This window comes from Niveibacterium sp. COAC-50, from assembly GCF_013184235.1.
GTDB classification, from domain to species: Bacteria; Pseudomonadota; Gammaproteobacteria; order Burkholderiales; family Rhodocyclaceae; genus Niveibacterium; species Niveibacterium microcysteis.
Window position 1 is genome coordinate 85208 of record NZ_JABCJM010000001.1, and the last position, 23872, is coordinate 109079.

The 23872-nt window shown below is 65.4% G+C and carries 23 protein-coding genes and 1 tRNA gene; 18 read left to right on the top strand and 6 right to left on the bottom strand.

Annotation, left to right across the window (positions count from 1 at the left end; genetic code table 11):
• The first annotated feature begins 18 nt into the window (after positions 1–18).
• On the top strand, positions 19–1668 hold the full coding sequence (locus HH302_RS00370; RefSeq protein ID WP_172196665.1) for an alpha-amylase family glycosyl hydrolase: 1650 nt from the start codon (positions 19–21) through the stop codon (positions 1666–1668).
• 89 nt (positions 1669–1757) lie between these two features.
• Positions 1758–2456, top strand: coding sequence for a DUF6624 domain-containing protein (locus tag HH302_RS00375; protein WP_172196667.1), 699 nt, complete (start codon positions 1758–1760; stop codon positions 2454–2456).
• Between the two features lie 7 nt (positions 2457–2463).
• On the opposite strand, the gene HH302_RS00380 is transcribed toward HH302_RS00375, so the two are convergent.
• Together HH302_RS00380 and HH302_RS00385 are read right to left on the bottom strand one after the other, a co-directional pair.
• Positions 2464–2940: an NUDIX hydrolase gene (locus HH302_RS00380; protein WP_172196669.1), complete on the bottom strand. Its 477-nt coding sequence runs from the start codon at positions 2938–2940 to the stop codon at positions 2464–2466.
• Entirely contained in the window at positions 2937–4091 is a 1155-nt protein-coding gene (locus HH302_RS00385) for a tetratricopeptide repeat protein (RefSeq protein WP_172196671.1), read from the bottom strand. The genes HH302_RS00380 and HH302_RS00385 overlap by 4 nt, the downstream gene beginning before the upstream one ends.
• Before the next feature lie 181 nt (positions 4092–4272).
• Between HH302_RS00385 and HH302_RS00390 the strand changes: the two genes are divergently transcribed.
• A complete protein-coding gene (locus tag HH302_RS00390; protein ID WP_172196673.1) occupies positions 4273–5160 on the top strand; it encodes a hypothetical protein in 888 nt (295 codons plus the stop codon).
• A gap of 204 nt (positions 5161–5364) precedes the next feature.
• Here the strand turns inward: HH302_RS00390 and HH302_RS00395 are convergent.
• Positions 5365–5441, bottom strand: a tRNA-Met gene (locus tag HH302_RS00395).
• A 114-nt stretch (positions 5442–5555) separates the two neighbouring features.
• Between HH302_RS00395 and HH302_RS00400 the strand changes: the two genes are divergently transcribed.
• The 8 genes from HH302_RS00400 (at position 5556) to pap (ending at position 14044) form a co-directional block, all read left to right on the top strand.
• Positions 5556–5894, top strand: coding sequence for a hypothetical protein (locus HH302_RS00400; protein ID WP_172196675.1), 339 nt, complete (start codon positions 5556–5558; stop codon positions 5892–5894).
• Between the two features lie 54 nt (positions 5895–5948).
• Entirely contained in the window at positions 5949–7286 is a 1338-nt protein-coding gene (gene miaB / locus HH302_RS00405; protein ID WP_172196677.1) for a tRNA (N6-isopentenyl adenosine(37)-C2)-methylthiotransferase MiaB, read from the top strand.
• Positions 7286–8263 carry a PhoH family protein gene (locus tag HH302_RS00410; RefSeq protein WP_172196679.1) on the top strand — a complete coding sequence of 326 codons (978 nt, stop codon included), beginning with the start codon at positions 7286–7288 and terminating at the stop codon, positions 8261–8263. The genes miaB and HH302_RS00410 overlap by 1 nt, the downstream gene beginning before the upstream one ends.
• Entirely contained in the window at positions 8229–8921 is a 693-nt protein-coding gene (gene ybeY, locus HH302_RS00415) for an rRNA maturation RNase YbeY (RefSeq protein ID WP_172196681.1), read from the top strand. The genes HH302_RS00410 and ybeY overlap by 35 nt, the downstream gene beginning before the upstream one ends.
• Before the next feature lie 122 nt (positions 8922–9043).
• On the top strand, positions 9044–9886 hold the full coding sequence (locus HH302_RS00420; protein ID WP_172196683.1) for a transporter associated domain-containing protein: 843 nt from the start codon (positions 9044–9046) through the stop codon (positions 9884–9886).
• A gap of 75 nt (positions 9887–9961) precedes the next feature.
• Positions 9962–11422: an apolipoprotein N-acyltransferase gene (gene lnt / locus HH302_RS00425; RefSeq protein ID WP_172196685.1), complete on the top strand. Its 1461-nt coding sequence runs from the start codon at positions 9962–9964 to the stop codon at positions 11420–11422.
• A gap of 48 nt (positions 11423–11470) precedes the next feature.
• The gene (locus tag HH302_RS00430; RefSeq protein ID WP_172196687.1) at positions 11471–12475 is read left to right on the top strand and encodes an alpha/beta hydrolase-fold protein; all 1005 of its coding nucleotides are present in this window, start codon (positions 11471–11473) and stop codon (positions 12473–12475) included.
• A gap of 87 nt (positions 12476–12562) precedes the next feature.
• Positions 12563–14044, top strand: coding sequence for a polyphosphate:AMP phosphotransferase (gene pap / locus HH302_RS00435; protein ID WP_172196689.1), 1482 nt, complete (start codon positions 12563–12565; stop codon positions 14042–14044).
• A gap of 66 nt (positions 14045–14110) precedes the next feature.
• On the opposite strand, the gene HH302_RS00440 is transcribed toward pap, so the two are convergent.
• Positions 14111–14650 (bottom strand): NADPH-dependent FMN reductase, encoded by a 540-nt coding sequence (locus HH302_RS00440; RefSeq protein ID WP_172196691.1) that lies wholly within the window; start codon positions 14648–14650, stop codon positions 14111–14113.
• Complete coding sequence (locus HH302_RS00445; RefSeq protein WP_172196693.1) at positions 14647–16146, bottom strand: MATE family efflux transporter; 1500 nt, start codon at positions 16144–16146, stop codon at positions 14647–14649. The genes HH302_RS00440 and HH302_RS00445 overlap by 4 nt, the downstream gene beginning before the upstream one ends.
• Positions 16147–16280: 134 nt before the next feature.
• Between HH302_RS00445 and HH302_RS00450 the strand changes: the two genes are divergently transcribed.
• The 3 genes from HH302_RS00450 (at position 16281) to glyS (ending at position 19999) form a co-directional block, all read left to right on the top strand.
• A complete protein-coding gene (locus HH302_RS00450) occupies positions 16281–16679 on the top strand; it encodes a TerB family tellurite resistance protein (RefSeq protein WP_172196695.1) in 399 nt (132 codons plus the stop codon).
• 95 nt (positions 16680–16774) lie between these two features.
• Positions 16775–17740 (top strand): glycine--tRNA ligase subunit alpha, encoded by a 966-nt coding sequence (gene glyQ / locus HH302_RS00455; RefSeq protein ID WP_172196697.1) that lies wholly within the window; start codon positions 16775–16777, stop codon positions 17738–17740.
• A gap of 177 nt (positions 17741–17917) precedes the next feature.
• Entirely contained in the window at positions 17918–19999 is a 2082-nt protein-coding gene (glyS, locus tag HH302_RS00460; RefSeq protein WP_172200576.1) for a glycine--tRNA ligase subunit beta, read from the top strand.
• Positions 20000–20073: 74 nt separating this feature from the next.
• On the opposite strand, the gene pstS is transcribed toward glyS, so the two are convergent.
• Positions 20074–21117, bottom strand: a complete 1044-nt coding sequence (pstS, locus tag HH302_RS00465; RefSeq protein ID WP_172196699.1) for a phosphate ABC transporter substrate-binding protein PstS — start codon at positions 21115–21117, stop codon at positions 20074–20076.
• A 153-nt stretch (positions 21118–21270) separates the two neighbouring features.
• Between pstS and gmhB the strand changes: the two genes are divergently transcribed.
• The 4 genes from gmhB to gloA all read left to right on the top strand — a co-directional run bounded on the left by gmhB (position 21271) and on the right by gloA (position 23848).
• Positions 21271–21804 (top strand): D-glycero-beta-D-manno-heptose 1,7-bisphosphate 7-phosphatase, encoded by a 534-nt coding sequence (gmhB, locus tag HH302_RS00470; RefSeq protein ID WP_172196701.1) that lies wholly within the window; start codon positions 21271–21273, stop codon positions 21802–21804.
• Positions 21801–22583: a 1-acyl-sn-glycerol-3-phosphate acyltransferase gene (locus HH302_RS00475; protein ID WP_172196703.1), complete on the top strand. Its 783-nt coding sequence runs from the start codon at positions 21801–21803 to the stop codon at positions 22581–22583. The genes gmhB and HH302_RS00475 overlap by 4 nt, the downstream gene beginning before the upstream one ends.
• A 31-nt stretch (positions 22584–22614) precedes the next feature.
• Positions 22615–23379 carry a M48 family metallopeptidase gene (locus HH302_RS00480; protein WP_253945971.1) on the top strand — a complete coding sequence of 255 codons (765 nt, stop codon included), beginning with the start codon at positions 22615–22617 and terminating at the stop codon, positions 23377–23379.
• 82 nt (positions 23380–23461) lie between these two features.
• Positions 23462–23848: a lactoylglutathione lyase gene (gloA, locus tag HH302_RS00485; RefSeq protein ID WP_172196707.1), complete on the top strand. Its 387-nt coding sequence runs from the start codon at positions 23462–23464 to the stop codon at positions 23846–23848.
• Positions 23849–23872: the final 24 nt, after the last annotated feature.

The window sequence follows — 23872 nt, forward strand, 5'->3', positions numbered from 1 at the left end:
TCTGGACAGGAGCTGGCAATGAGGTTTCGCTGGATCGCGCGCGCGGCCGCGCTATGGCTATGCATCGGCGGCGCCACCGCTGCGTTTGGCGCCGCGGCATCACCGCAGTTGGGCGAGGTTGGTGCAGTCGCTGCCATGCCGCGCGACAGCGGCTTGCCCGACAGCTGGGATCGCAAGGGTGTGTTCGTCGAGATCCTCGTACGCGCCTATCAGGACAGCAACGGCGACGGCATCGGTGACCTCAACGGCGTGACGCAACGCCTCGACTATCTTCAGTCACTCGGTATCCGGGGTATCTGGCTGATGCCGATCACCGCGAGCCAGGATCACGATCACGGCTATGCGCCGGTGAACTACCGCGACATCGAGCCCGCCTACGGCACGCTGGCCGACTTCGACCGCCTGGTTGCCGAGGCACACAAGCGTGGTATCGGCGTGATCCTCGATTACGTGATCAACCACAGCGGCTCTGCGCATCCGCTGTTCGAGTCCGCCGCGGCCGACCGTAAATCGCCGTACCGCGACTGGTATGTGTTCAGCGACACCGAGATGAAGGGCTGGACCACCTACGGTGGCGACCCATGGCGCGCGAACGGTGACGACTGGTATTACGGCGCCTTCGACGTGATCATGCCGGACTGGAATCTGCGCAATCCGGCGGTCGTCGACTTCCATCTCGACAACCTGCGTTTCTGGCTCAACCGTGGTGTCGATGGCTTCCGCTTCGACGCGGTCGGCGTGCTGTACGAGAACGGCCCGATCGCGTGGGACAACCAGCCCGAGAACCATGTGTTGATGAAGCGGGCGCAGGATCTGCTGGCGAGCTACGGCAAGCGCTACATGGTGTGCGAGGCAGCGAGCGATCCGGTGGCCTTCTCGGGCGAGGATTCCTGCGGCAGCGCGTTCTCGTTCGGCCTGCAGAAGTACATCATCAAGAGCATCCAGATGGGCCGCGTGATGCCGGACTTGCGCTACATGCTGCGCACGATGCCGGTGGCGCGCATGGGCACGATCCTTTCCAGCCACGATTACTACGCGGGGGCGCGCCCTTTCAAGCAGTTCGGTGGCGACGAGCCGCGCTACAAGCTGGCCGCCGCGACGCTGCTGACGCTCCCCGGCCACCCCTTCCTCTACTACGGCGAGGAGATCGGTCTCTCGCACGCGCAGCCGGTGGACTACCAGGATCAATCGATACGCGGCCCGATGAGTTGGAGCGCCGAGGCGAACGCGGGTTTCAGCACGGCGACGCCGTTTCGCCCGCTGGTCGACAACTGGCGTACGCACAATGTGGCGGCCGAGGAGGCGAATGCAGACTCCTTGCTGCATTGGTACCGCCAGCTGATCGCGTTGCGCAACGCGCATCCGGCGCTGCAGACCGGCGACTTCACCTTGTGGTCGCAGGATGACGACGCAATCTTTGCCTTCACGCGTGAGGCAGACGGGGAGAAGTTGCTGGTGCTGATCAACTATTCGGCACGCGAGGCCAGTATCGCGGCGCCAGCAGATTTCGATGCGGCGGCCTGGGCACCCGTGTTCCCGGCAGCGACCGCGTTGCGTTTGGGCCAGGCTGCAGCACCCAAGGGTAAACGTTCTGCCAAGGCCTCCGAGGCTCCGTCGCAGATCCGCGTGGCGCCTCAGTCGTTGCAGGTTTTCCGTCTCGCACCTTAAGTCGCGAGGGGGCGTGCCGCGGCGTGCATCACGGTCGTCCCGCATGCCCTGCGGCATGATGACGCCTTCATTTTCCGGAGGGCGGTGCGATGCGGCAATTGCGACTTGGCGTGATCTTATCGGCGGCGCTGGCATGGGCGCCGCTGGCGACAGCGCGCGCGGACTTTGACGAGGCGGCCTTGTTCAAGGCCTGCCCCGGCGTTGCAGCCTTCTACGCGAAGCAGTCGGCAGAGAAGGGGCCGGCGCCCGTTGTGGCAACCGATAAGGCGCGCCAGGCCGCGTTGCTTGAGCGCGTGGCCGAGGATCAGGCACTGCGCGACGAGCTGGTGCGCGACATGAGCAACGCCGAGGCGATCAGCAAGGTCAAGGAAGTCGACGCGCGCAACCTCGCCTGGCTTAAGGCCGACGTCGAGCGGCGTGGATTCCCGGCGCGCGCGGAAGTGGGCGATGACGGGATTCGCGCCGCATGGCTGCTGATCCAGCATGCAGACACCGATCGGGCATTCCAGAAGAAGGCGCTGGAGGCCTTTCTGGCAGAGCCGGAGCGCTACGGTGTGCGCAAGGACGACATTGCCTTGCTGACCGATCGGACACTGGTCGGCGAAGGCAAGTTGCAGCGCTACGGTTCGCAGTTCGACGACAAGGATGGTCGGCTGGTGTTGCAGCCGGTTGAGGCGCCAGAGTCGCTGGAGAGTCGGCGTGCAGCGATGGGGCTGCCTTCAATGGCTGACTACGCCTGCATGATGCAGACGATGTACCGCCGGGAGGTGGAACTGACGCCGCGTTGAGTGCACCTCATCTCGTCCGCGCCGCTGCCGCGAGCAGTTCGGGCAGCATGCGCGGGAAGCGCTCGTTGTGCGCGGCAGCCAGCGCGTCGGCGGACCACCAGCGGTGCTCCTGCATGATGCAGCGCTCCGCTTCGCTCCAGCCGTCGTGCCTGATCTCGGTGTGCGTCGTTCGCACGAGATAGAAGCGTTCTTCGGCGCGGACCCATGTGCCGTCCGGCAGCGGCATGGCGAAGCTGCGTTCGCCCAGCTCAGGCCCGATCGCGAGGCCCGCCAGTCCGGTCTCTTCGCGCAGCTCGCGCGCAGCCGCGTCGCGCCAGGATTCGCCCGGCATCAATGCGCCGCCCGGCGTTGCCCAAAAGTTGCTGCCCGCAAGCGGGCCTGTGCTGTGACAGAAGCGAAACAGCAGCACGCGATCGGACGCGTCGAGCACGATCAGGCGTGCCGCAGGGCGGGCGGGCAGGGCTGCGGGGTCAGGCGTGGTCAACGGGCGGCTTCGAGGCTGCGCAGATGCTCGAGTTTAGCGCCATAGCGCGAGCGGTCCTTGCCGGTGGTGCTGTTGTCGCGCGCGAGTTGCAACTCACGCTGGGCAAGCGGCAATTCACCAAGATGAAAGTGCGCAAGCGCAAGCCAGAAGTGGAATTCATGGTAGTAGGGCGCCCGCGCAACTTCGCGCGCGAACAGGTCACGCGCGGCCGCGTAGTCGCCCGCATCCATCGCGGCGCGACCGCGCTCGAAGAAGCTGAATGCAGGTTCCGGGTCCACTGTCGCCAAGCGTTCGCGCAACGCGGCGGCTTCTGCGACGCGACCGAGCTCCGTCATCACGTCGGCCTGGTTGAAGAGCGCCTGCGTGTTGGTGGGCTCGAGATCCAGCGCCTCGTCAAACGCCCGGATCGCGGCCGCAGGCTGCCCGTGCCGCCGATAGATCACGCCAAGGGTGTTGTACGCACTGGTGAAGCGGCGGTCCGCACGGATCGCTTCGCGGGCCCACCAGTAGGCATCGTCGATCTGGCTGCGGGCAAGGGACTCCGCGGCGCGGTTGTTCATGAACATCGCGATGACGGTGGACTCGCTGACCTGCCGTACGCGCAAACCACGCAGGTCTTCCGGTGGCAGGAAGTCCACCGTCATCGAGTCGACCATCAACTGGCCCAGTCGCGGATCGGGCGGCCGGGTGTCCAGCGTGACGTTGATGTGATCGATCGAGAACTGAAGGTTCGCGCTGCGCCCCAGTGCCGGATCGGCCGTGTAGCGCTGGAAACGGACCGCCAGCCCGAGCTCCTTCGCGAAGGCCGCCGTCATGATCACCAATGAGAGGCAATTGCCGGACTTCGCGTCGAACGCCTCCGCCGCCGTGCGCGTGGTTTCGGAGTCGTACTCCAGCTTGAGCTGGTCCTGGCGGTAGAGCGCATCGACCAGACCGGCCTTCACACCCAGCCGGCTCATGCGCTCGGCTGCCGGGCCTTGCAGATAGCGCTGCATCGCCTCGCTGACGGCAAACACCTGCTGTGCGGAAACGCGGGCGGTGGGTGCCGCAAACGCCTGATCGTTGAAAAGCTCAGGCGCGCCGGGGCCTGGCGCCATCGAGGAACAGGCACCCAGCATCAGCATCGACAACAGTGCGATCACCGCCTTCATTCCTGTGCCTCCGGCCGCTGGCGCGACATCAACTTCCATCGTAGTTGTTGAGCCGGCAAACAACAGGGGACATTCGCCGTAGCGGTGGCCGCAGGGTGCGGCTACTTGCCGTGACGAACGCATGGGCCGCAACTAGAATGGACCGAACGCCACCACGCCCGGGATCCGGATGTTTGCCTTGATGATCGGCGCACTGCGCTGCCCGCGAGTCTGCGTGTTGCTCGTGGCTTGCCTGCTGCCACGCCTCGCCGGCGCGATCGACATCGTCACGCTGACAGCGCCCGAGAGCAGCAACGATCCGCGCACTGCCTACAACGTGCAGTTGGTTCAGCTTGCGCTGGAGAAGACGCGCGCCCGATCAGGTGACTTCGAGATCCGTATCAGCCCGCCGATGAACACAGCCCGCGCGATCGAAGAGGCCCGCGCAGGCGCGCTGCCCAACCTGATCGTGATGACCACGTTCGAAAACCGACTGCTGGACGACGGTTTCGATTACGTGCGGTTCCCGGTGGATTTTGGTGTCACCGGCTACCGGATCTGTTTTGTCTCGCCCGAAGCGCGCGATGCGGTGAACCAGGCAAGCACGCTTGATGCGCTGCGCAAGTTCAGCATCGGGCAGGGGCGTGGTTGGGCCGATGTCGGCATCCTGCGCCATAACGGCTTCAGGGTGGAGGAGGTCGGCGGCTACGAGGCGTTGTTCGGCATGGTCGCGTCAAGCCGCTTCGATCTGTTCTGCCGTGGCATCAACGAACTCGAACCAGAGCTCAAGGCGCACGCGCACATCCGCAATCTCGACTATGACCGTAGCTTTGCGCTGGCCTATTTGCTGCCGCGCTTCTTCTTTTCCAACAAGAAGAATGACCGCATCCTGCGCCGCATCACGGAAGGGCTGCAGGCTGCGTGGCTCGACGGCTCGGCGCGCAAGCTCTGGCTTGCGCAATACCGCGACGCGCTGACGTTCGCGCAACTGGGGTCGCGCCGGATTTTCGCGCTGGAAACCCCTGACATCGACCGCATTGACTTCGATTACCGCAAGTTCTACTTCAATCCGACCAAGCCGCTGCAATGAGCGTGTGTGCGTCGGCTATGACGGCGGATGTCGCGGGCGCCGATCCGCCGCGTGATTGCGGCGGCCCACGTCGCGCCCTAGTATGGCGACGGTTGTCCCGCCTGCCTCGTGCTTGGCCGTGGGTGTGCGAAGCGGGGTGGCGGTGACGGCTGCCGGAAATGAAAAAGCCGCTGATCCTTGCGGAATCAGCGGCCTTGAATGCCTTGGTGGTGATGGGCGGAGTCGAACCGCCGACCTATGGGTTATGAATCCATCGCTCTAACCATCTGAGCTACATCACCGCGCAGCCCGCAAATATAGCGCGGTCGAAAAGCTGGGTCAAGCGTTGCTTGGGCTATAATCCGCGCAAGTCCTTGTTTTGATTCGCCGCCCCCTTGTGGGCCTAAGGAAATCCGATGCTGCGAACGATGATGGCTTTGATGGTGGGGCTGTTTGTCTGGGGTTCGGCTTGGGCCGGCGCGCCGCGGCAGTTCCCGGTCGACAGCCAGGTCACGACGCTCAAGGCCTTCGATGGCAGCACGATGACCTTCGGGACGCGCGTGCTGCTGCTGTTCGAGCGCAACCAGAGCTTCACGGTGGCGCCGGGCTTGCAGGTCCGCGATCAAAGTAACTTGCTCGTACTGCCAGCCAACCTTGTTGGCGACATGCGTCTGCGTGTCCGGGTGCAGTTCGACAGCCAAGGCGCGGTATGGCGGGTGTGGATCCTCTCCGCCGAAGAAATTGACCAGAGTTGATCGCGTGTCACGTTCCGGGCCGGACGGCCTGACGGTGGCGCGCAGGGTGTTGCAATGACCAAGAAGCTTTATATCCGTACGTTTGGCTGCCAGATGAACGAGTACGACTCGGACAAGATGGCCGACGTGCTGGGCGCCAACGAAACGCTGGTGAAAACCGATAACCCGGAAGAGGCGGACGTGATCCTCTTCAACACCTGCTCGGTGCGCGAAAAAGCGCAAGAGAAGGTGTTCCACGACCTCGGCCGGGTCAAGCATCTGAAGCAGTTGAATCCGAATCTGATCATCGGTGTCGGTGGCTGCGTGGCGAGCCAGGAAGGCGCTGCCATCGTCGAGCGCGCACCGTATGTGGATGTGGTGTTCGGGCCGCAGACCTTGCATCGCCTGCCCAGCCTGATCGCTCAGCGCAAGGAAAGCGGTCGCGCCCAGGTGGACATCAGCTTCCCCGAGATCGAGAAGTTCGATTCGATGCCGCCGGCGCGCGTTGAGGGTGCGAGCGCCTTCGTGTCGATCATGGAAGGCTGCTCGAAGTACTGCACCTTCTGCGTCGTGCCCTACACGCGGGGCGAGGAAGTGTCGCGCCCGCTCGACGATATCCTCACCGAGATCGCCGGCCTCACCGCGCAAGGCGTGAAGGAGGTGACGCTGCTCGGTCAGAACGTGAACGCCTGGCGCGCGCCGCTGACCAAGGGCAGCGACGAGATGGGCGACTTCGCCTTCCTGCTCGAATGCGTGCACGATCTGCCGGGCATCGAGCGCATCCGCTACACGACTTCGCATCCGCGCGAGATGACGCCGCGGGTGTTCGAGGCCTACGCCAAATTGCCGAAGCTCGTGTCGCAACTGCACCTGCCGGTTCAGAGCGGCTCCGACCGTGTGCTCGCCGCAATGAAGCGTGGTTACTCGGTGCTCGAGTTCAAGTCGATCGTGCGCAAGCTGCGCGCGGCGCGGCCGGATTTGTCGCTGACCTCGGACTTCATCGTCGGCTTCCCCGGTGAAACCGAAGCCGATTTCGAGGCGACGATGAAGCTGATCGACGATATCGGCTTCGACGGCAGCTTCAGCTTCGTCTACAGCCCGCGCCCCGGTACGCCGGCGGCCGACATGGCGGACGACACGCCGCAGGAGCTCAAGCTCGCGCGGCTGGCACGGCTGCAGAAGCGCATCGACGAGCAGTACGCCGAGCACTCGCAGCGCATGGTCGGCACGGTGCAGCGCATCCTCGTCGAGGGGCCGTCGCGCAAGAATGCCGAAGAGCTCGCCGGCCGCACCGATAATAACCGGATCGTGAATTTCGCCGGCAACCCGCGGCAGATTGGCCACTTCATCAATGTGAAGATCGTCTCCGCGCTGCCGCACTCGCTGCGTGGCGAAGTGGTGATCGCCAACTGATGAAACCGATCGAGATCTCGCTCAACCCGCTCGACAACGATCGCCTTGCGAAGCTGTGCGGGCCGCTCGACGAGAACATCCGGCAGATCGAAGCCGCATACGACGTAGCCATTGCCCGTCGCGGCGAACGCTTTGCCTTGCGCGGTGACGTCGCCCAGGCGCGGCTTGCTGCGCGTGCGATCAAATTCCTGTACGAGCGGGCCGACGAGGAGCTGACCATCGAGGACATCCAGCTCGGCATGGTCGAACTCAACAACACCTCGCAGGCGATGCAGCCGGCGACGGGTTTGCTAACCCGGAAGGGCGATCTGCACGGCCGCACGCCGCGGCAGACCGAGTACATCCGCAACATCCAGGAACACGACATCACCTTTGGCATCGGCCCGGCCGGTACCGGCAAGACCTATCTTGCCGTCGCTTGCGCAGTCGATGCCTTCGAGCGTCAGCAGGTGGAGCGCATCGTGCTGACGCGGCCCGCCGTGGAGGCGGGCGAGCGCCTCGGCTTTTTGCCCGGCGATCTGGCGCAGAAGGTCGACCCTTACCTGCGGCCGCTGTACGACGCGCTCTACGACCTGATGGGCTTCGATCGCGTGGCGAAGCTCTTCGAGCGCCAGTGCATCGAGATCGCGCCGCTTGCGTTCATGCGCGGGCGTACGCTGAACCACGCGTTCATCATCCTCGATGAGGCACAGAACACCACGCCGGAGCAGATCAAGATGTTCCTGACCCGCATGGGCATCGGCTCCAAGGCGGTGATCACCGGCGATATCACGCAGATCGACCTGCCGCGCGGCCACAAGAGTGGCCTCTCGGAGGCGACCCGGATCCTTACGGGGGTGCGCGGCATCGGCACGACCCGTTTCCAGAAAGAAGACGTGGTGCGCCATCCGTTGGTGGCGCGCATCGTCGCAGCCTACGAAAAAGACGCCGCGGAGCAAAACCATGAAGACCATCACCGTCCTGAACGCCAAGGGTAAGCGCCGCGAGATCGAGGTTGCCTCGATCGAGATCCCGCTCACCGATGGCCGTTACCTGCGCCTCGCCTTCCCGCCCGGTGATATGGGTGACCTCGCGATCGAAGCGCATGCGGAAACGGGGCTGCCTGTCATGCTGGTGCAACCGGGCGCGGCTAACCTCGCGACCCTGCATGTGCTGGCGGTGGCTGAACAGGAGGGCGAGGCCGACGCGGCCGAACACGACCTGGAACTCACCGTGCAGAAGGAACTCGGCAAGGACGAGAAGAAGGGCCTGCCGTCCAAGGCTGCGGTTCGCGAGTGGATATCCGCCGCGCTGGGCACCGACGCGGAGATCACCGTGCGCTTTGTCGGCGAGGCCGAGAGCAAGGCGCTGAACCTTGAGTTCCGCGGCAAGGACTACGCGACCAACGTGCTGTCCTTCCCCTACACCGAAGAGCCGCTGATCGTTGGCGACCTCGTCGTGTGCTGGCCGGTCGTGCAGCGCGAAGCGAAGGAGCAGGGCAAGACCCTCGAAGCGCACGCCGCACACATGATCGTGCACGGGGCGCTGCATCTGCAGGGCTGGGATCACGAAAATGACGACGATGCCGAGGAAATGGAGTCGGTCGAGCGCGAAATCCTTGCGGCGCTGGGCTATCCTGATCCCTATGCGGCCTGATCGGCCTTGAAAAACCCGCTGCGGGGGTGTCTTGCCCCCGCGGCACACTATGCGGGGAGCGGTCAGCGGCAAGCTGCCGGGCAGTACCGACAGTTTGCCCCTAACCACTCACCCTTCCTTTTATGGAACCTTCCAGTAGTCGGCCGACTCTGCTCGAACGACTCTCCGCGCTGATGACGCGCGAACCCGAAGACCGCGGCGAACTGCTCGACCTGCTTCACGCGGCCTACGAACGCAATATCTTCGATGCCGACGTCCTTACGATCCTCGAGGGCGCCCTCGGTGTCGCAGACATCCAGGTGCAGGACGTCATGATCCCGCGCACGCAGATGGATGTCGTGCATGTCGATGACCCGCTCGACAAGGTCGCCGCGTTTGCGATCGAGGCGGGCCACTCACGCTTCCCGGTGATTGGCGAGAACCGTGATGATGTGATCGGCGTGCTGCTCGCAAAGGATCTGCTGCGCTACTTTGCGGGCCAGCCGGTTGGGTTGCGCGAGCTGGTGCGGCCGGCCGTCTTCATTCCTGAATCCAAGCGTCTCAATGTGCTGCTGCGCGAATTCCGCGTCAGCCGCAACCACATGGCGATTGTCGTAGACGAGTACGGCGGCGTCGCCGGGCTGATCACGATCGAGGACGTGCTCGAGCAGATCGTTGGCGACATCGAGGACGAATACGATTTCGACGAAGATGCCGGCAACATCATCGCCGACCAGGTCGGCCGTTATCGCGTGAAGGCGACAACCGAGGTCGAGGCCTTCAACGAGGCCTTCGCCACCGATTGGCCGCACGAGGACTACAAGACCATCGGCGGCCTCGTGATCCATTTGCTCGGGCGCCTGCCAACGCGCAACGAAGTGGTCGAGCACGAAGGCTTCCGCTTCCAGGTGTTGCGCGCCGACAGCCGGCGCGTCTACACGCTGCTGGTGGAGCGTGTGCCCGATACGCATGTGGTGGGCGGCTGAGCTTCTCGCCGCTCGCTCCTTCCTGAACCAAGCCGGGCGCCAAGTGATGGCGCCCGGCGCGCATCCAGCGAATCCATGAACCGTTTCCTACCGCTGCTGCTTGCTCTGGCGGGCGCTCTTTCGGTACTCGCCTACGCCCCCTTCAACCTTTTTCCACTGATGCTGCCCGCCCTTGGCGCGCTGGTTTGGGTGTGGCGAACGGCGCTGCCGCGCCGTGCGGCCTGGCTTGGCTGGTGTTGGGGTTGGGGCGCCTTCTTCGCCGGTATCGGTTGGTTGATGGTGGCGCTGCACCGCTTCGGTGGGATGCCCTTGCCGCTTGCGATGCTTGCGATCGGGCTGCTCGCGGCGTTCATGGCCTCCTTCCCCGCGCTTGCCGGTTACCTGTTCGCCCGTTTGCGCAGCGGCCACTGGGCTGTTGATGCTGCACTCGTCGCGGCGGCCTGGGCGCTGCTGGAGTGGACGCGCAGCTGGCTGTTCACCGGCTTCCCGTGGCTTGCGATCGGCTATTCGCAGACGGCGCCGAGCCCGCTTGCCGGCTATGCGCCAGTGCTTGGCGTGTATGGCCTTGGTTTCGTGCTGATGGCGTTCACTGCTGCGCTGGTATCGGGCTGGCGCGCTGGCGCACGCGTTGCTGCCACTGCGAGTGCTGCCGCGATCGCGCTGGCCGGTTTCGGCCTCGCGCAGGTGGCCTGGACGGAGGCCTTCGGTGCGCCGGTGAAGGTGGCGCTGGTGCAGACCAACATCCCGCAAGACATGAAGTGGGACCGCGAGCGCTTCGAAACCGTACTGCGCGCCAACCTCGACGTGCTGCGCGAGGCGCATGGGCAAATCGTGGTGATGCCGGAAACGACGCTGCCGATGCTGCTCGAACATGTGCCACCCGAGTACCTCGCGGCCGTCGCAGACAGCCTGCGCGCGCAAGGCGCGGCGGGTGTGCTGGGCGTGTTCACGCGCGACGCCGAGGGGCATATCTTCAACAGCGCCGTCACCATGGGCGAAGCCGCGCCACAAAGCTACAGCAAGCGGCATCTGGTGCCCTTTGGCGAATATTCGCCGCCGCTGTTCGGCTGGTTCTACAAGCTCGCGAACATTCCGATGTCGGACCAGAGTCGTGGCCGAACCGGCGCGCCGCTCAATCTGGCGGGCCAGAAGGTCGCCGTGAACATCTGCTATGAAGACGTGTTCGGCGAGGAGCTGATTGCCTCGCTGCCCGACGCCAGCCTGATGCTCAACATGAGCAACCTGGCGTGGTACGGTGAATCGCACGCCCAGCCGCAGCACCTGCAGATCGCCCGCATGCGCGCGCTTGAGACCGGCCGCCCGATGCTGCGCGCCACCAACACCGGCATGACCGCGGTGATCGCCCCGAACGGCCACGTCGATGCCGTGTTGCCGGCCTTCACGCGCGGCGTGTTGCACGCCGAAGTGCGCGGCTACCGCGGCATGACGCCGTACGCGCGCGTTGGCAACTGGGCAATTGTCAGCGTTGCGCTGATCCTGCTGGGCTTGGCTGCAGTCCAACGGCGCCGCACCTGAGGCGCCGCATCGCGGGATAATGGCGCCGGACTTCTGATGGAGCGCGCCATGCCCAGCGACACCGTACTGCAGATCCAGCGTGCCTGCGAGGGCGCCTGGCAGGCCCGCGAATTGCCCCCCGCGTTCGCCAGCGAGTTCGGTCACCACTTCCTGCTTGCGTTGCCCGAAGGCTACGGCGCCGACCCGCAGCGGGCGTGGCCGCTGGTGGTGTTTCTGCATGGCCGGGGTGAATGGGGTGACGACCTCGCGCGGGTGCGCAGTCAGGGCGTCGGTGCGCTGATCGATGGTGGCGTGAAGCTGCCAGCAATCGTGGTGGCACCGCAGACACCGGAGAACCAGATGTGGCACCCGGACTTTGTCGATGCCGCGATGCGCTGCGTGCAGGCGAGTTGCAGGGTCGATGCCACGCGTGTCTACCTCACTGGGCTCTCGATGGGGGCGATGGGCAGCCTCGCGATGGCGGCGGCTTTCCCGGGCCGCTTCGCCGCGATTGCGCCGATTGCGGGCGGCTTTCCGAACGACGGCATGAGCCGTTTCTACAAGCTGCCGCTCGGCGCTCTGGATGCCTGGCAGGCGGCCTTGGCCTCATTGCGTGGTGTGCCGGTGTGGGTGGCGCATGGCGACGCCGATGACATCGTGCCGATCGAGTTCGGCCATCGTGTCGAATCGGTGATGCAGGCGGTCGGGGCTGATGTGCGCTGCGTCTGGATGCCGGGTGTCGGGCACGATAGCTGGACCGTCACTTACCGCGACACGCCGCAGTTCTGGTCCTGGTTGTTCGCGCGGCAGTGCACTGCCGTTGCCACGACACCGCCCGGCGAGGCGAGCGCTTGGGCGGGGCGCTACGTCGGTGGGCGCGGCAGTGGCGCCGAGTTGTCGGCCGAAGGCGATCGCCTGCGGGTGCGCTGGCAGCCTTCTGAGGTGACGGACCTGCTGCTGCCTGCGCAGGCCGGCTGCTTCGTCGGCACGATGCTGGTTCGCTTGAGCCGCGTGCGCGGCAGACGGCGCCTGGAGCTTCCGGGGATGGGCGTGTTGCGCGAAGCCGGTGCTTGAGCCGTATCAGCCCTGAGTATTTCGCGGCGGGCGTATGCTCGTCAGGATTTTCCATCGTGCAGCGTGGCGCTTGAGGGGGGCTTCACCATGTTCGAATCGGCAGAACTCGGTCACAGCATTGACAACAAGACCTTCCGCAAGGAGGTCGAAGCGCTGCGGGTGGAACTGCTCAACGTGCAGTTCGAACTGCGCGAAGCGGGCAAATTCCCGGTGATGCTGCTGATCTCCGGCGTTGATGGCGGTGGCAAGAGCGAGACGATCAACCAGCTCTACGAGTGGCTGGATCCGCGCTTCCTCTCGACCCTCGCGTTCAGCGAGCCCACCGATGAAGAGCGCGATCGCCCCCATATGTGGCGCTACTGGCGTTCCCTGCCGCCCAAGGGGCGCATCGGCGTCTTCGCCGGCTCGTGGTATTCCAGCCCGATCGCCGATCGCATTGACGGCAAGCTGACGGCCGATGAGACCGATCACGAGATGGCGCGCATCAACCGCTTCGAGGGCATGCTCGCCAACGAAGGCGCGCTGGTGCTGAAGTTCTGGTTCCATCTCTCGAAGAAAGCGCAGCGTGCGCGCTTCGAAAAACTCGAGTCCGACCCGCGCACCGCCTGGCGGGTGACGAAGGAGAGCTGGTCGCGGCTCAAGACGCACGATGAACTGATCGACGTCGCCGGCCATGTGCTGCGTATCACCAATACGCCCTGGGCGCCGTGGATCGTGGTGGATGGCTCCGACGACAACTACCGCAATCTGCGCGTCGGCAAGGCGCTGCTGGAGGCGCTGAAGTACCGCCTGGCCAACGATACGCCGCAGCACTACCCGGTGGCGCCGCCGATTCCGCCGCGCATCGACGGTCGTGATGTGCTGACTGCACTGGATTTGAGCAAGCAGATCGAGAAGGACACCTACGAACGCCAGCTCGCGAAGTGGCAGGGGCGTTTGTCGGAGCTGGTGCGCCACCCGAAGTTTCGCAACCGCGCGCTGGTGCTTGCGTTCGAAGGGGCGGACGCCGCTGGCAAAGGCGGCGCGATCCGGCGCGTGACGGCGGCGATCGACGCGCGCCAGTTCCAGATCGTGCCGGTCGCTGCGCCAACCGATGAAGAGCGTGCGCAGCCCTACCTGTGGCGCTTCTGGCGCCATGTGCCGCGCAAGGGTCGGATCACGATCTTCGATCGCACCTGGTACGGCCGGGTGTTGGTCGAGCGGGTAGAAGGCTTCTGTGCCGAGGCCGACTGGCTGCGTGCCTATGCGGAGATCAACGACTTCGAGCACGCGCTCGACGTGGCTGGCGTGATCGTCGTGAAGTTCTGGCTGCAAATCGACGCCGACGAGCAGCTACGCCGCTTCAACGAGCGCGAGGCGACCGACTTCAAGCGTTTCAAGATCACCGAAGAAGACTGGCGCAACCGCGACAAGTGGGATGCCTACCGCGAAGCGGTGTGCGACATGGTGGACCGCACCAGCACTGGCCAGGCGCCCTGGACGCTGGTTGAGGCCAACGACAAGAAGCACGCGCGCATCAAGGTGCTGAAGACAGTGTGCCAGCGCCTGGAAAAAGAACTCGGCCTCTGATCGCCGCGATACGGACGGTCAAACGGCGCACGGCAACGACGTGCGCCGTTTCATTTTCGCCGGGTGTCAGCCCTTGAAGCGGGCTGCGTGGGCTTGCAGCGCGTTGAGCTGCGCCACGATCAGGTCCTGGATGCGTTTGTCGACGAGATTGCCGTCCGCGTCAAAGCTGTCGGAGAAGGCATTGGCGAACACTTCCGGCTTGTTGAGCGGATGCAGATCGAGGAACACGCAGCTCTGTCGCAAATGGTATTGGGCGCGCGAGGTGCCCATGCCACCACCGGCGCCCATGATCGCGCAGGCCTTGCCTGCAAGCAGCCGGTTGTCCGGTTCGCGCGAAGCCCAGTCGAGTGCGTTCTTCAGGGCCGGCGCCATCGAATAGTTGTACTCGGGGCATACCAGCAGCAGGGCGTCGGCCGCAGCCAGCTGCGCGAACAGTGCTTCTACCGCGGCCGGGCGCGCCGTGATGTCGGCGTTGTAGAACGGCATTGCGGAGAGGTCGGCGACCTCGATCGTCATGTCCGCCGGTGCATTCGCGACCGCGTAGCGAAGCAGGCCCTTGTTGCGCGATTGGCGGCGCAGGCTGCCGCAGATGCCGAGTACGTTCATGGGAGGTCTCCGTGCGTGGGATGTCGCGGGGTGGGCTTGGTGCCGCCTGCAACGCGCAGGCGCAGCATCAATGACCAGCATAGACCCGCCGGGTTCCGGCGACTCCCCTGTGCGAGACGATTCCAGATTGCGGCGTGATCCGCGATGCGGTGGCGTGCGACGCTACGCAGCGTGAGCACCAGCCCCAACGCGACCAGCGTGAGACCCACGACCAGGCCGATCCAGAAACCATACACGCCGGTGACCGGGTAGGCGTCGAGGCCGTGGTAGCCGAGTCGCGCGCCGAGCGGGATCGCGATCAGCCAGAACGCACCGATCATCAGCCACATCGGCATCATCGTGACCTTGTAGCCTCGCAGCGCGCCGACCGCGCAGACCTGTGTGGCATCCGAAAACTGCCACACTGCGGCGAACAGCAGCAGCGTGGAGGCGATTGCCTGCACGGCAGCGTCCGGTGTGTAGAGCGCGACGATCGCTTCGCGCCCGAGCAACACCACGGGCACCATCGCAGCCGCGATCAGCAGTCCGATCAGCACGCCGCTCCAGGCGATGAAACGCGCGCCGCGCGGATCGCCGCCGCCGAGCGCCTGACCGACGCGGATCGAGATGGCGGTGGAGAGCCCCAGCGGCAACATGAACACCAGTGACGCGAAGTTCAGCGCGACCTGGTGCGCTGCGATCTGCACCGCACCGAAGCGGCCAATCAACAGTGCCACGCCAGCGAACGCGGACACTTCAGCCAGCATCGCCGCGCCCATCGGCAGCCCGAGCTTGAGCAGGTTCTTCTGCCGCGGCCAGTGCGGCCAGCTCCAGCCGTGCCACAGGAAGACCTCGCGGTAGATGCGTGCCCGCGCGGTGTACAGCGCCATCATCGCCAGACCGGCCCACATGCCGATGCCGGTCGCCCAGCCGCAGCCGACCCCGCCCAGTGCAGGCAGACCAAGGTGACCGTAGATCAGTACCCAGTTGAGGAAGAAGTTGACGGCGAGTCCGAGCGCGCCGAACACCATCAGCGGGCGTGTGTGGTTGATGCTGGCGGAGTAGAAGCCCAGCGTGCGCGTCAGCAGTGCAGCGGGCAGGCCCAGCACGATGCCCCACAGGAACTGTGTGACCTTGGCCGCCAGCCCCGCCTCGATCTGCGCGGCTGCCAGCACAGCGGGCACTGCCGGCATCAACAGGAAGGGAATGACCCCCGAAATGCCGGCAAGCCACAGCCCTTCGCGGGTGTCGGCGATGATGCCGGCCTTGTCTCCCGCGCCGTGATGATGTGCCACAACCGGGCTCAGCGCTTGCGAGATGCCGAGCAGGGACAGGAACACCGGCGCCCACAGCGCCACGCCCAGCCCCACCACCGCCTGGTCTTCGGCCCCGGCGTGGCCAGCCATCACGGTGTCCATCAGACCCATCAGGATGTACACCATCTGCGCGGCCACCAGCGGGCCAGTGAGGCGCAGCAGTTGGCGGGATTCGGACAGGAAGCGGGGCAGGCGATGCATGAGGAACCGAGGCTGGCAAAGGCGGCAGTGTAGCCGCCCGCTGTATCCGGCTTGTATCGCCGGCGCGCAGCGAACGGGCCGAAACCGCGCTACGCTGTTGCGAATCGCAATCGAAGCATGGAGATCGCACCCGTATGCGCAGTTACCCCGCCAACAGCCCGCAGGCCGCAGCGCGCCTGATCAGCCTCGCCATCCTCGCCGACGGCAAGCTGCACGAGAGCGAGATCGCGCTGATCGACCAGCACATGATCCACGACGCGGTCGGCTTGTCGCGCGACGAATTCGTCCAGGTGCTGCTCGATTGCTGCCGCGACCTGGTCGACGAGGCCGAGCAGTCGCGCGTGCATCTGCTCGAAGACGCGCGCATCGACCGGCTCGCCGCCGATATCACACGCCCGGCGCTGCGCCGAACCGTGTGTTCCGCGATTCTCGTGATGGCCAAGTCGGACGGGCGGGTCACCGTTGGCGAGCAGCGCTTGCTGCGGCAACTGATGCAGCGCTGGGGCTTGTCGATCGACGCGCTGTCGGAGTAGTTCCGGGGGTTTGCCAATAATCAGGGCGCCGGAACCCGCGAACCCTGTAAAATCGCGCTTTTGCCCCGATCCGGCGGTTCGGCCGCCCTGGACCCATGAGCGTGAAACCCACCTTTCAGGAAGTGATCCTGCGTCTCCAGAAGTTCTGGAGCGAACACGGCTGTGCCTTGCTGCAACCCTACGACATGGAGGTCGGCGCCGGCACCAGCCACACCGCCACCTTCCTGCGGGCGATCGGCCCCGAGCCGTGGAACGCCGCGTATGTGCAGCCCTCGCGCCGCCCCAAGGACGGCCGCTACGGCGAGAACCCGAATCGCCTGCAGCATTACTACCAGTACCAGGTGGTGTTGAAGCCGTCGCCGCTCGCGATCCAGGAGCTCTACATCGAGTCGCTGCGCGCACTGGGCATCAACACCAACGAACACGACATCCGCTTCGTCGAGGACGACTGGGAAAACCCGACGCTGGGTGCCTGGGGCCTCGGCTGGGAAGTCTGGCTCGATGGCATGGAAGTCACGCAGTTCACCTACTTCCAGCAGGTCGGCGGCCTCGAATGCAAGCCGGTGCTGGGCGAGATCACCTACGGTCTCGAACGCCTGACGATGTACCTGCAGGACTGCGAGAACGTCTACGACCTGGTGTGGACGCCGGGCGTGAGCTACGGCGACGTGTATCACCAGAACGAGGTCGAGCAGTCGACCTACAACTTCGAGCACTCGAACGTCGACTTCCTCTTCAGCCAGTTCGCCAACTACGAGTCCGAAGCCAAGCGCCTGATCGACGCCGGCCTCGCGCTGCCGGGCTACGAGATGGCCTTGAAGAGCGCGCACACCTTCAACATGCTCGATGCGCGCGGCGCGATTTCGGTCACCGAGCGGGCCGCCTACATCGGCCGCATCCGTGCCAACTCGCGCCTGGTTGCGCAGGCCTACCTCGCCTCGCGCGATCGCCTCGGCTTCCCGATGGCCAAGCTCGACGACCCGAAGCTGCGTGCGCTGCTGGGCGAAGAGGAATGCCAGCGCATTGAAGCGGTACGCGCCGAACTCGCCACCCGCGCTTGAGAAGCCGTAAATGAATCTGCTGCGCGAACCGATCTCGACACTGCGATGCTCGCCGTACTCCAGTACGGCTGCGCTTCTCGTGTCGACCTCGGTCCGCTCGCGACGATTCCCTCACGACTTCTGATCGACACCGAACATCGAATTCTGGAGGGGCGCGCTCGCCGTGCCCGGATCAACATGCAAGACACTCTGCTCGTAGAACTGCTGACCGAGGAACTGCCGCCCAAGGCGCTTGCGCGGCTCGGCGAGGCTTTCGCTGACGGCATCGTCAAGGGCCTGGTGGCCCACAAGCTGGTGGGCGCTGCGCCCGAATTCCACACCTTTGCGTCGCCGCGCCGTCTGGCCGTTACCGTGAGCGGTGTTGCCGCGCAGGCGGCCGACGCGCAGGTGCGCGAGAAGATCATGCCGGTCAGCGTCGCACTGACGGCCGACGGCACGCCGTCGCCCGCGCTGCTGAAGAAGCTCGAAGCAAAGGGCATCTCCGCCGATGCAGTGGCGAGCTTCGAGCGCGCGATGGACGGCAAGAGCGAAACCTTCTTCCACACGATGACCGTGCCGGGCGCGGCGCTGGATGCGGTACTCGCCGGCATCGTCGCTGAATCCGTGAAGAAGCTGCCGATTCCCAAGGTGATGCGCTGGGGCGATTCGACGCACCAGTTCGTGCGCCCGGTGCATGGCTTGATCCAGTTGCACGGTAGCCGTGTGGTGCCGGGTGAAGTGCTGGGCCTGGCGGCCGGCAACACCACGCGCGGTCATCGGTTCCTGGGCGAGGGCGCGGTCACCGTGGAGTCCGCCGAAGCCTATGCCCGCACGCTGTTCGAGAAAGGCTCGGTCGTCGCCTCGTTCGAGGCCCGCCGCAGCCTGATCGCGCATGAGCTGGCGAAAGCCGCCGCGCAGGTCGGCGCGCATCCGGTGGAAGACGCCGCGCTGCTCGACGAAGTGACTGCGCTGGTCGAGCACCCGACGGTCTACGTCGGCGAGTTCGAAGCGGAGTTCCTCGCGGTGCCGCAGGAATGCCTGATCCTGACGATGAAGCAGAACCAGAAGTACTTCCCGCTTCTGGATGCCGCCGGCAAGCTCATCAACAAGTTCCTGATCGTCGCCAACATCAAGGCCGACATCGCCGACAACATCACTGGCGGCAACGCCCGCGTGGTGCGCGCGCGCCTGTCGGACGCGAAGTTCTTCTTCGACACCGACCGCAAGGCGAAGCTCGATTCGCGCCTGCCGCGCCTGGCGAACGTCGTTTATCACAATAAGCTCGGCTCGGTGCTGGACCGCATCGGCCGCCTCGAAGCGCTGGCCGGCAAGATCGCTGCACGCCTGCATGCGGACGTGGCCGCCGCGCAGCGCGCCGCACGCCTGGCGAAGGCCGACCTCGTCACCGAGATGGTCGGCGAGTTCCCCGAGCTGCAGGGCATCATGGGCGAGTACTACGCCCGCCACGACGGCGAGGGCGAAGTCGTCGCCAAGGCGATCGAGCAGCACTACCACCCGCGCTTTGCTGGCGACAGCCTGCCGCAGGACAACGTGGCCTGCGCGGTTGCGCTGGCCGACAAGCTCGACGCGCTGGTGGGCTTCTACGCGATCGGCGAGAAGCCGACCGGCGACAAGGACCCCTTCGGCCTGCGTCGTGCAGCACTGGGCGCCTTGCGCATCCTGATCGAAACGGAACTGCCGCTCGAGCTTGACGCGCTGCTGGCGGATGCGGCGGCGGGTTTTGCGGCCGAGCACAACGCGGCTGCGGCGATCCCGGCACTGGTCGAATTCATCGGCGACCGCCTGCGCAACCTGTTGCGCGAACAGGGCACGCCGGTCGAACAGGTCGATGCCGTGCTGGCCGCGTTGCCGAGCCGTGTCGCCGACGTGCCGGCCAAACTCGCCGCAGTGGCCGAGTTCGTCGCGCTGCCGGAAGCGGCGGCGCTGGCGGCGGCCAATAAGCGGATCGTGAACATCCTGAAGAAGGCTGAGGGCGCGATCGGCGAAATTGACGTTGCGCTGCTCGTCGAGCCGGCGGAAAAGGCGCTCGCGCATGCGGTGATCGAAGCTGCACCGCTGCAACGTTCGCTGCTCGAAAATGCGGACTACACCGGATCGCTCAAGGGGCTGGCCGGCCTGCGCGGTGCGGTCGACACCTTCTTCGAAGAAGTCATGGTGAACCACGACGAGCCGCTGATCCGTGCCAACCGTCTGGCGCTGCTCAAGCAACTCGCGGGCATGATGAACGCGGTGGCAGATATCTCGCGCCTGTCGGTCTGATCGCGAAGGGTGTTTCTGCAAAAAGAAGGGCGGCCAAGTGGCCGCCCTTTTTCTTTGCCGCCATGCGGGCAAGATCAGTACGTCATGCTCCAGGCCAGTGGCTGGCCGTTGGCATCGCGCACCTTGTTCATTTCCTTCACCGCGCGCGCTTGCGTGAGATCGGGCATCGACACCCAGCGGTTCTCGGCGGTGATCGCGTCGCCGCGCATGAAACCGTAGCTGAACAGCGCAAGCGCCTGCGCCGCGCGCGCCGGATCGGTGACCTTCTTGCGCATGACGATGAAGGTGCCGCTGGTGATCGGCCATGCGTCCTTGTCGGCAAGGTCGGTCAGCATTTCTTCGAACTTGCCGGCCGTGGTCCAGGCGCTCGCTTTCAGCGCGGCGCGGAAGCTGGCCGGGCCCGGCTGCGGATAGTCGCCTTTGGCGTTGGCGACGCGGGCGTAGTTGAGCGAGGCCTTTTCGACCTGGCCGAACTCGGCGTATGCAATCGCGCCCGGCGTTTTGGCGAGCGCTTCCAGCTGCGCGGCCGTGCCTTTCGCGAGGACCGTGCCGGCGGGCCATTTGAGCTTGAAGTCGGTGCCGAGCGATTTGGCCCAGTCGGTGCTGACCTTGGCCAGGTAGTGACTCAGCACATAGGTTGTGCCGGAACCGTCTTCACGGCCGATCACGGTGATCGCCTGGTCGGGCAGGCGAATGCCCTTGTTGAGCGCGGCGATCGGCGCAGCGTTCCAGCGCGTGATCTTGCCGGACAGCACGTCGGCCAGCACGCTGCCGCTCAGGCGCAATTCGCCGCGCGGCACGCCGGCAAGGTTGATCGCCGGCACGACACCCGCGATCGCGGTGGGAAAGTTCACAAGCCCGTCGCGTTCGAGTTGCTCGGGCGGCAGCGGCACATCCGAAGCGCCGAAATCGACCTTGCCGTCACGGATTGCCTTGAGACCGGCCGAGGAGCCAACCGCGGCGTACTTCAGTTGGACACCGCTCTTGCGGCCCCATTCGGCCGCCCATGCCGTGTAGAGCGGGGCGGCCGCACTGGAGCCGGCGCCGGAGATTTCTGCGGCCTGGCTGTGCGGCGCGAACGCGAGCAAGCCCAGCAGCAGGAGTGAAAAACGTCGCATCGTGCGCAAATCCGTTTGCATAAAGGGGTGGCGACTGTAATGGATTTGGTGCTCGACCATCAAACCGGGATTGCACTGATGTGGCGCCAGCGTCGGTCCGCGACACCGGCCGGGCTGATAGCATTACGGATTGCCTGAACCGCAAGCCTCAGCATGAAACTGATCATTCTTGACCGCGACGGCGTGATCAACGTCGATTCCGCGCAATTCATCAAGTCGCCCGACGAGTGGCGGCCGATTCCCGGCAGCCTGGAGGCGATCGCCCGCTTCAACGAAGCGGGCTACCGGGTGGTCGTCGCTTCCAACCAGAGCGGCGTGGGGCGCGGCCTCTTCGACATGGATACGCTGAACGCGATTCACGAGAAGATGACCAAGCTGCTCGCGCAGGCCGGCGGGCGTATCGATGCGATCTTCTTCTGCCCGCATCCCGCCGATTCGACTTGCGACTGCCGCAAGCCGCGCGCCGGCATGCTTCGGGAGATCGCCGCCCGTTTCAACGCAGACCTGCGCGGCGTGCCCACGGTGGGTGACAGCCTGCGCGACCTGCTGGCCGGGCAGGAGGTCGGTTGCGAGCTCTTCCTCGTGCTGACCGGCAAGGGCGAGCGCACCGTGAAGGATCCGAACGTGCCGGCCGGTACCCGGGTGTTTGCCGACCTCGCGGCGGTGGCGGACGCGCTGATCGAATGAGCCGGCGGCCTGACCGCGCAGCGTTCTTGCCGATCGGGCCCTTGCTGCGCTCGGCGGTGTTCCTGCTGCTGCAACTGGTGGTGACGGTGCCCTACGCATTGCTTGCGATGCTGACCTTTCCGTTTCCGCCGCAGCGCCGCTACCACATTATCATGGGTTGGTGCCGCATCAACGTGCGGATGATCCACGCAATTCTCGGCATCCGCTGGCGCATCGAAGGGTGGGAGAACCTGCCGTCGCGGCCCGCGGTGGTGCTGGCCAAGCACCAATCCGCGCTTGAGACGATCCTGTTCCCGGTGCTGTTCCCTCCGCAGAGTTTTGTGCTGAAGCGCGAACTGCACTGGCTCCCGTTCTTCGGCTGGGGGCTCGCGATGCTGCCGATGATTGCGATCGACCGTTCACGTGGCGCCGATGCGATGACGCAGGTGAAGCTCGAAGGGGCAAAGCGGTTGTCCGAGGGTTGGTGGGTGTCGGTCTACCCTGAAGGCACGCGGATGCCGGTGGGCGGGCGCCGTCGCTACAAGCTCGGTGGTGCCACGCTGGCGACATACGCTGGCGCGCCGGTGGTGCCGGTGGCGCTGAACACCGGGGAGTTGTGGCCGCGCCGCGCCTTCATCAAATATCCAGGCGAAGCGCTGATCATCGTCGGCCCGACGATCGAGACCGCCGGCCGCAAGCCGGAGGAGGTCAACGCGGAAGTCGAGGCGTGGATTGAGAACACCATGCGCGCGCGCTTTCCGCATCACTACGTGCGCGCGGCGCAGACGGTGAACGTTTGAAGCGCGAAGGCCCAAGGTCGCACTGATGTTGATGAAGGTGGTTTCCCGCTTGCTCAAGGCCACGCCGCCGCCCCCGCAGCAGCGCGAGATCGTGTTCGGCCCGCGCACCGTGCCGTACACCCTCAAGCGCAGCGCACGCAAGACGCTGGGCATGAAGATCGATGGCGCGGGCGTGACGGTGACGATCCCGTTACGGGCGACGATTACCGAGACCGAGGCCTTCATCCGCAAGAACGCGGCCTGGCTGATCGAAAAGCTGGATGCTCGCGCAGCGCGGCCGGCGCCGGCACGCTTCGATCTGGCAGACGGCGCGGTGCTGCCGGTGCTGGGCCAGCCCTGCACGATCCGGCTGCAACCGGGGGCCGGGCGCGCGCGCTGGATCGAGGGCCACTTCGAGCGCGAGCTGCACCTGCCGCTGCGCCCGGGGCAGAACCCGCAACTGCTGTTGCGGCGTGTGCTGCAGCGCCATGCGCTGGACTATTTCGGCGGTCGCCTGGATGAGTACATGCACCGGCTCGCGATGACGCATCCGGGCGTGCCGCGCCCGGCGCTATCGCTGACGGGCGCAAAGACCCGCTGGGGGAGCTGCAGCCGGCACAGCGGGATCCGCCTCAACTGGCGCCTGATCCACTTCGAGCATGCGCTGATCGACTATGTGGTGGCGCACGAGGTGGCGCACCTGATCGAGATGAACCACTCGCCGCGCTTCTGGTCAGTCGTCGAGTTGCTATGCCCCACGTGGCGCGACGCCCGTGCCGAACTCAAGGCGCGCGGTCATGCGCTGCCTGAAATCTGACATCCGAAACCCGAGCCGATTGCGCATGGATTGATCCGGCGTTATCGGCGCTCTACTGAACCAGACACCCAAGGAAACACCGATGCGAATCCTTCACACCATGCTGCGGGTCGGCGATCTCGACCGTTCGATCAAGTTCTACACCGAAGTGCTGGGCATGCGCCTGCTGCGCCGGAACGACTATCCCGACGGCAAGTTCACCCTTGCCTTCATCGGCTATCAGGACGAGAGCGAGGGCGCGGTGATCGAACTGACGCACAACTGGGGTGTGGAGTCCTACGAACTGGGCACCGGCTACGGTCACATCGCGCTGGAGGTGGAAGACGCCTACGCGGCGTGCGCCGAGATCAAGGCCCGTGGCGGCGTTGTGACGCGCGAGGCGGGCCCGATGAAGCACGGTACGACGGTGATCGCCTTCGTGCAGGACCCGGACGGCTACAAGGTCGAGCTGATCCAGCGGAAGTCCTGAGCGGGCCGCCGGTCTACCGGCGAC

Bases quoted from the DNA above. Each gene is read 5' to 3' on its own strand.
- HH302_RS00370 (WP_172196665.1), top strand. From the start codon at position 19: ATGAGGTTTCGCTGGATCGCGCGCGCGGCCGCGCTATGGCTATGCATC.
- HH302_RS00375 (WP_172196667.1), top strand. From the start codon at position 1,758: ATGCGGCAATTGCGACTTGGCGTGATCTTATCGGCGGCGCTGGCATGG.
- HH302_RS00385 (WP_172196671.1), bottom strand. From the start codon at position 4,091: ATGAAGGCGGTGATCGCACTGTTGTCGATGCTGATGCTGGGTGCCTGT.
- HH302_RS00390 (WP_172196673.1), top strand. From the start codon at position 4,273: ATGATCGGCGCACTGCGCTGCCCGCGAGTCTGCGTGTTGCTCGTGGCT.
- HH302_RS00400 (WP_172196675.1), top strand. From the start codon at position 5,556: ATGCTGCGAACGATGATGGCTTTGATGGTGGGGCTGTTTGTCTGGGGT.
- miaB (WP_172196677.1), top strand. From the start codon at position 5,949: ATGACCAAGAAGCTTTATATCCGTACGTTTGGCTGCCAGATGAACGAG.
- HH302_RS00410 (WP_172196679.1), top strand. From the start codon at position 7,286: ATGAAACCGATCGAGATCTCGCTCAACCCGCTCGACAACGATCGCCTT.
- ybeY (WP_172196681.1), top strand. From the start codon at position 8,229: ATGAAGACCATCACCGTCCTGAACGCCAAGGGTAAGCGCCGCGAGATC.
- HH302_RS00420 (WP_172196683.1), top strand. From the start codon at position 9,044: ATGGAACCTTCCAGTAGTCGGCCGACTCTGCTCGAACGACTCTCCGCG.
- lnt (WP_172196685.1), top strand. From the start codon at position 9,962: ATGAACCGTTTCCTACCGCTGCTGCTTGCTCTGGCGGGCGCTCTTTCG.
- HH302_RS00430 (WP_172196687.1), top strand. From the start codon at position 11,471: ATGCCCAGCGACACCGTACTGCAGATCCAGCGTGCCTGCGAGGGCGCC.
- pap (WP_172196689.1), top strand. From the start codon at position 12,563: ATGTTCGAATCGGCAGAACTCGGTCACAGCATTGACAACAAGACCTTC.
- HH302_RS00440 (WP_172196691.1), bottom strand. From the start codon at position 14,650: ATGAACGTACTCGGCATCTGCGGCAGCCTGCGCCGCCAATCGCGCAAC.
- HH302_RS00445 (WP_172196693.1), bottom strand. From the start codon at position 16,146: ATGCATCGCCTGCCCCGCTTCCTGTCCGAATCCCGCCAACTGCTGCGC.
- HH302_RS00450 (WP_172196695.1), top strand. From the start codon at position 16,281: ATGCGCAGTTACCCCGCCAACAGCCCGCAGGCCGCAGCGCGCCTGATC.
- glyQ (WP_172196697.1), top strand. From the start codon at position 16,775: ATGAGCGTGAAACCCACCTTTCAGGAAGTGATCCTGCGTCTCCAGAAG.
- glyS (WP_172200576.1), top strand. From the start codon at position 17,918: ATGCAAGACACTCTGCTCGTAGAACTGCTGACCGAGGAACTGCCGCCC.
- pstS (WP_172196699.1), bottom strand. From the start codon at position 21,117: ATGCGACGTTTTTCACTCCTGCTGCTGGGCTTGCTCGCGTTCGCGCCG.
- gmhB (WP_172196701.1), top strand. From the start codon at position 21,271: ATGAAACTGATCATTCTTGACCGCGACGGCGTGATCAACGTCGATTCC.
- HH302_RS00475 (WP_172196703.1), top strand. From the start codon at position 21,801: ATGAGCCGGCGGCCTGACCGCGCAGCGTTCTTGCCGATCGGGCCCTTG.
- HH302_RS00480 (WP_253945971.1), top strand. From the start codon at position 22,615: ATGAAGGTGGTTTCCCGCTTGCTCAAGGCCACGCCGCCGCCCCCGCAG.
- gloA (WP_172196707.1), top strand. From the start codon at position 23,462: ATGCGAATCCTTCACACCATGCTGCGGGTCGGCGATCTCGACCGTTCG.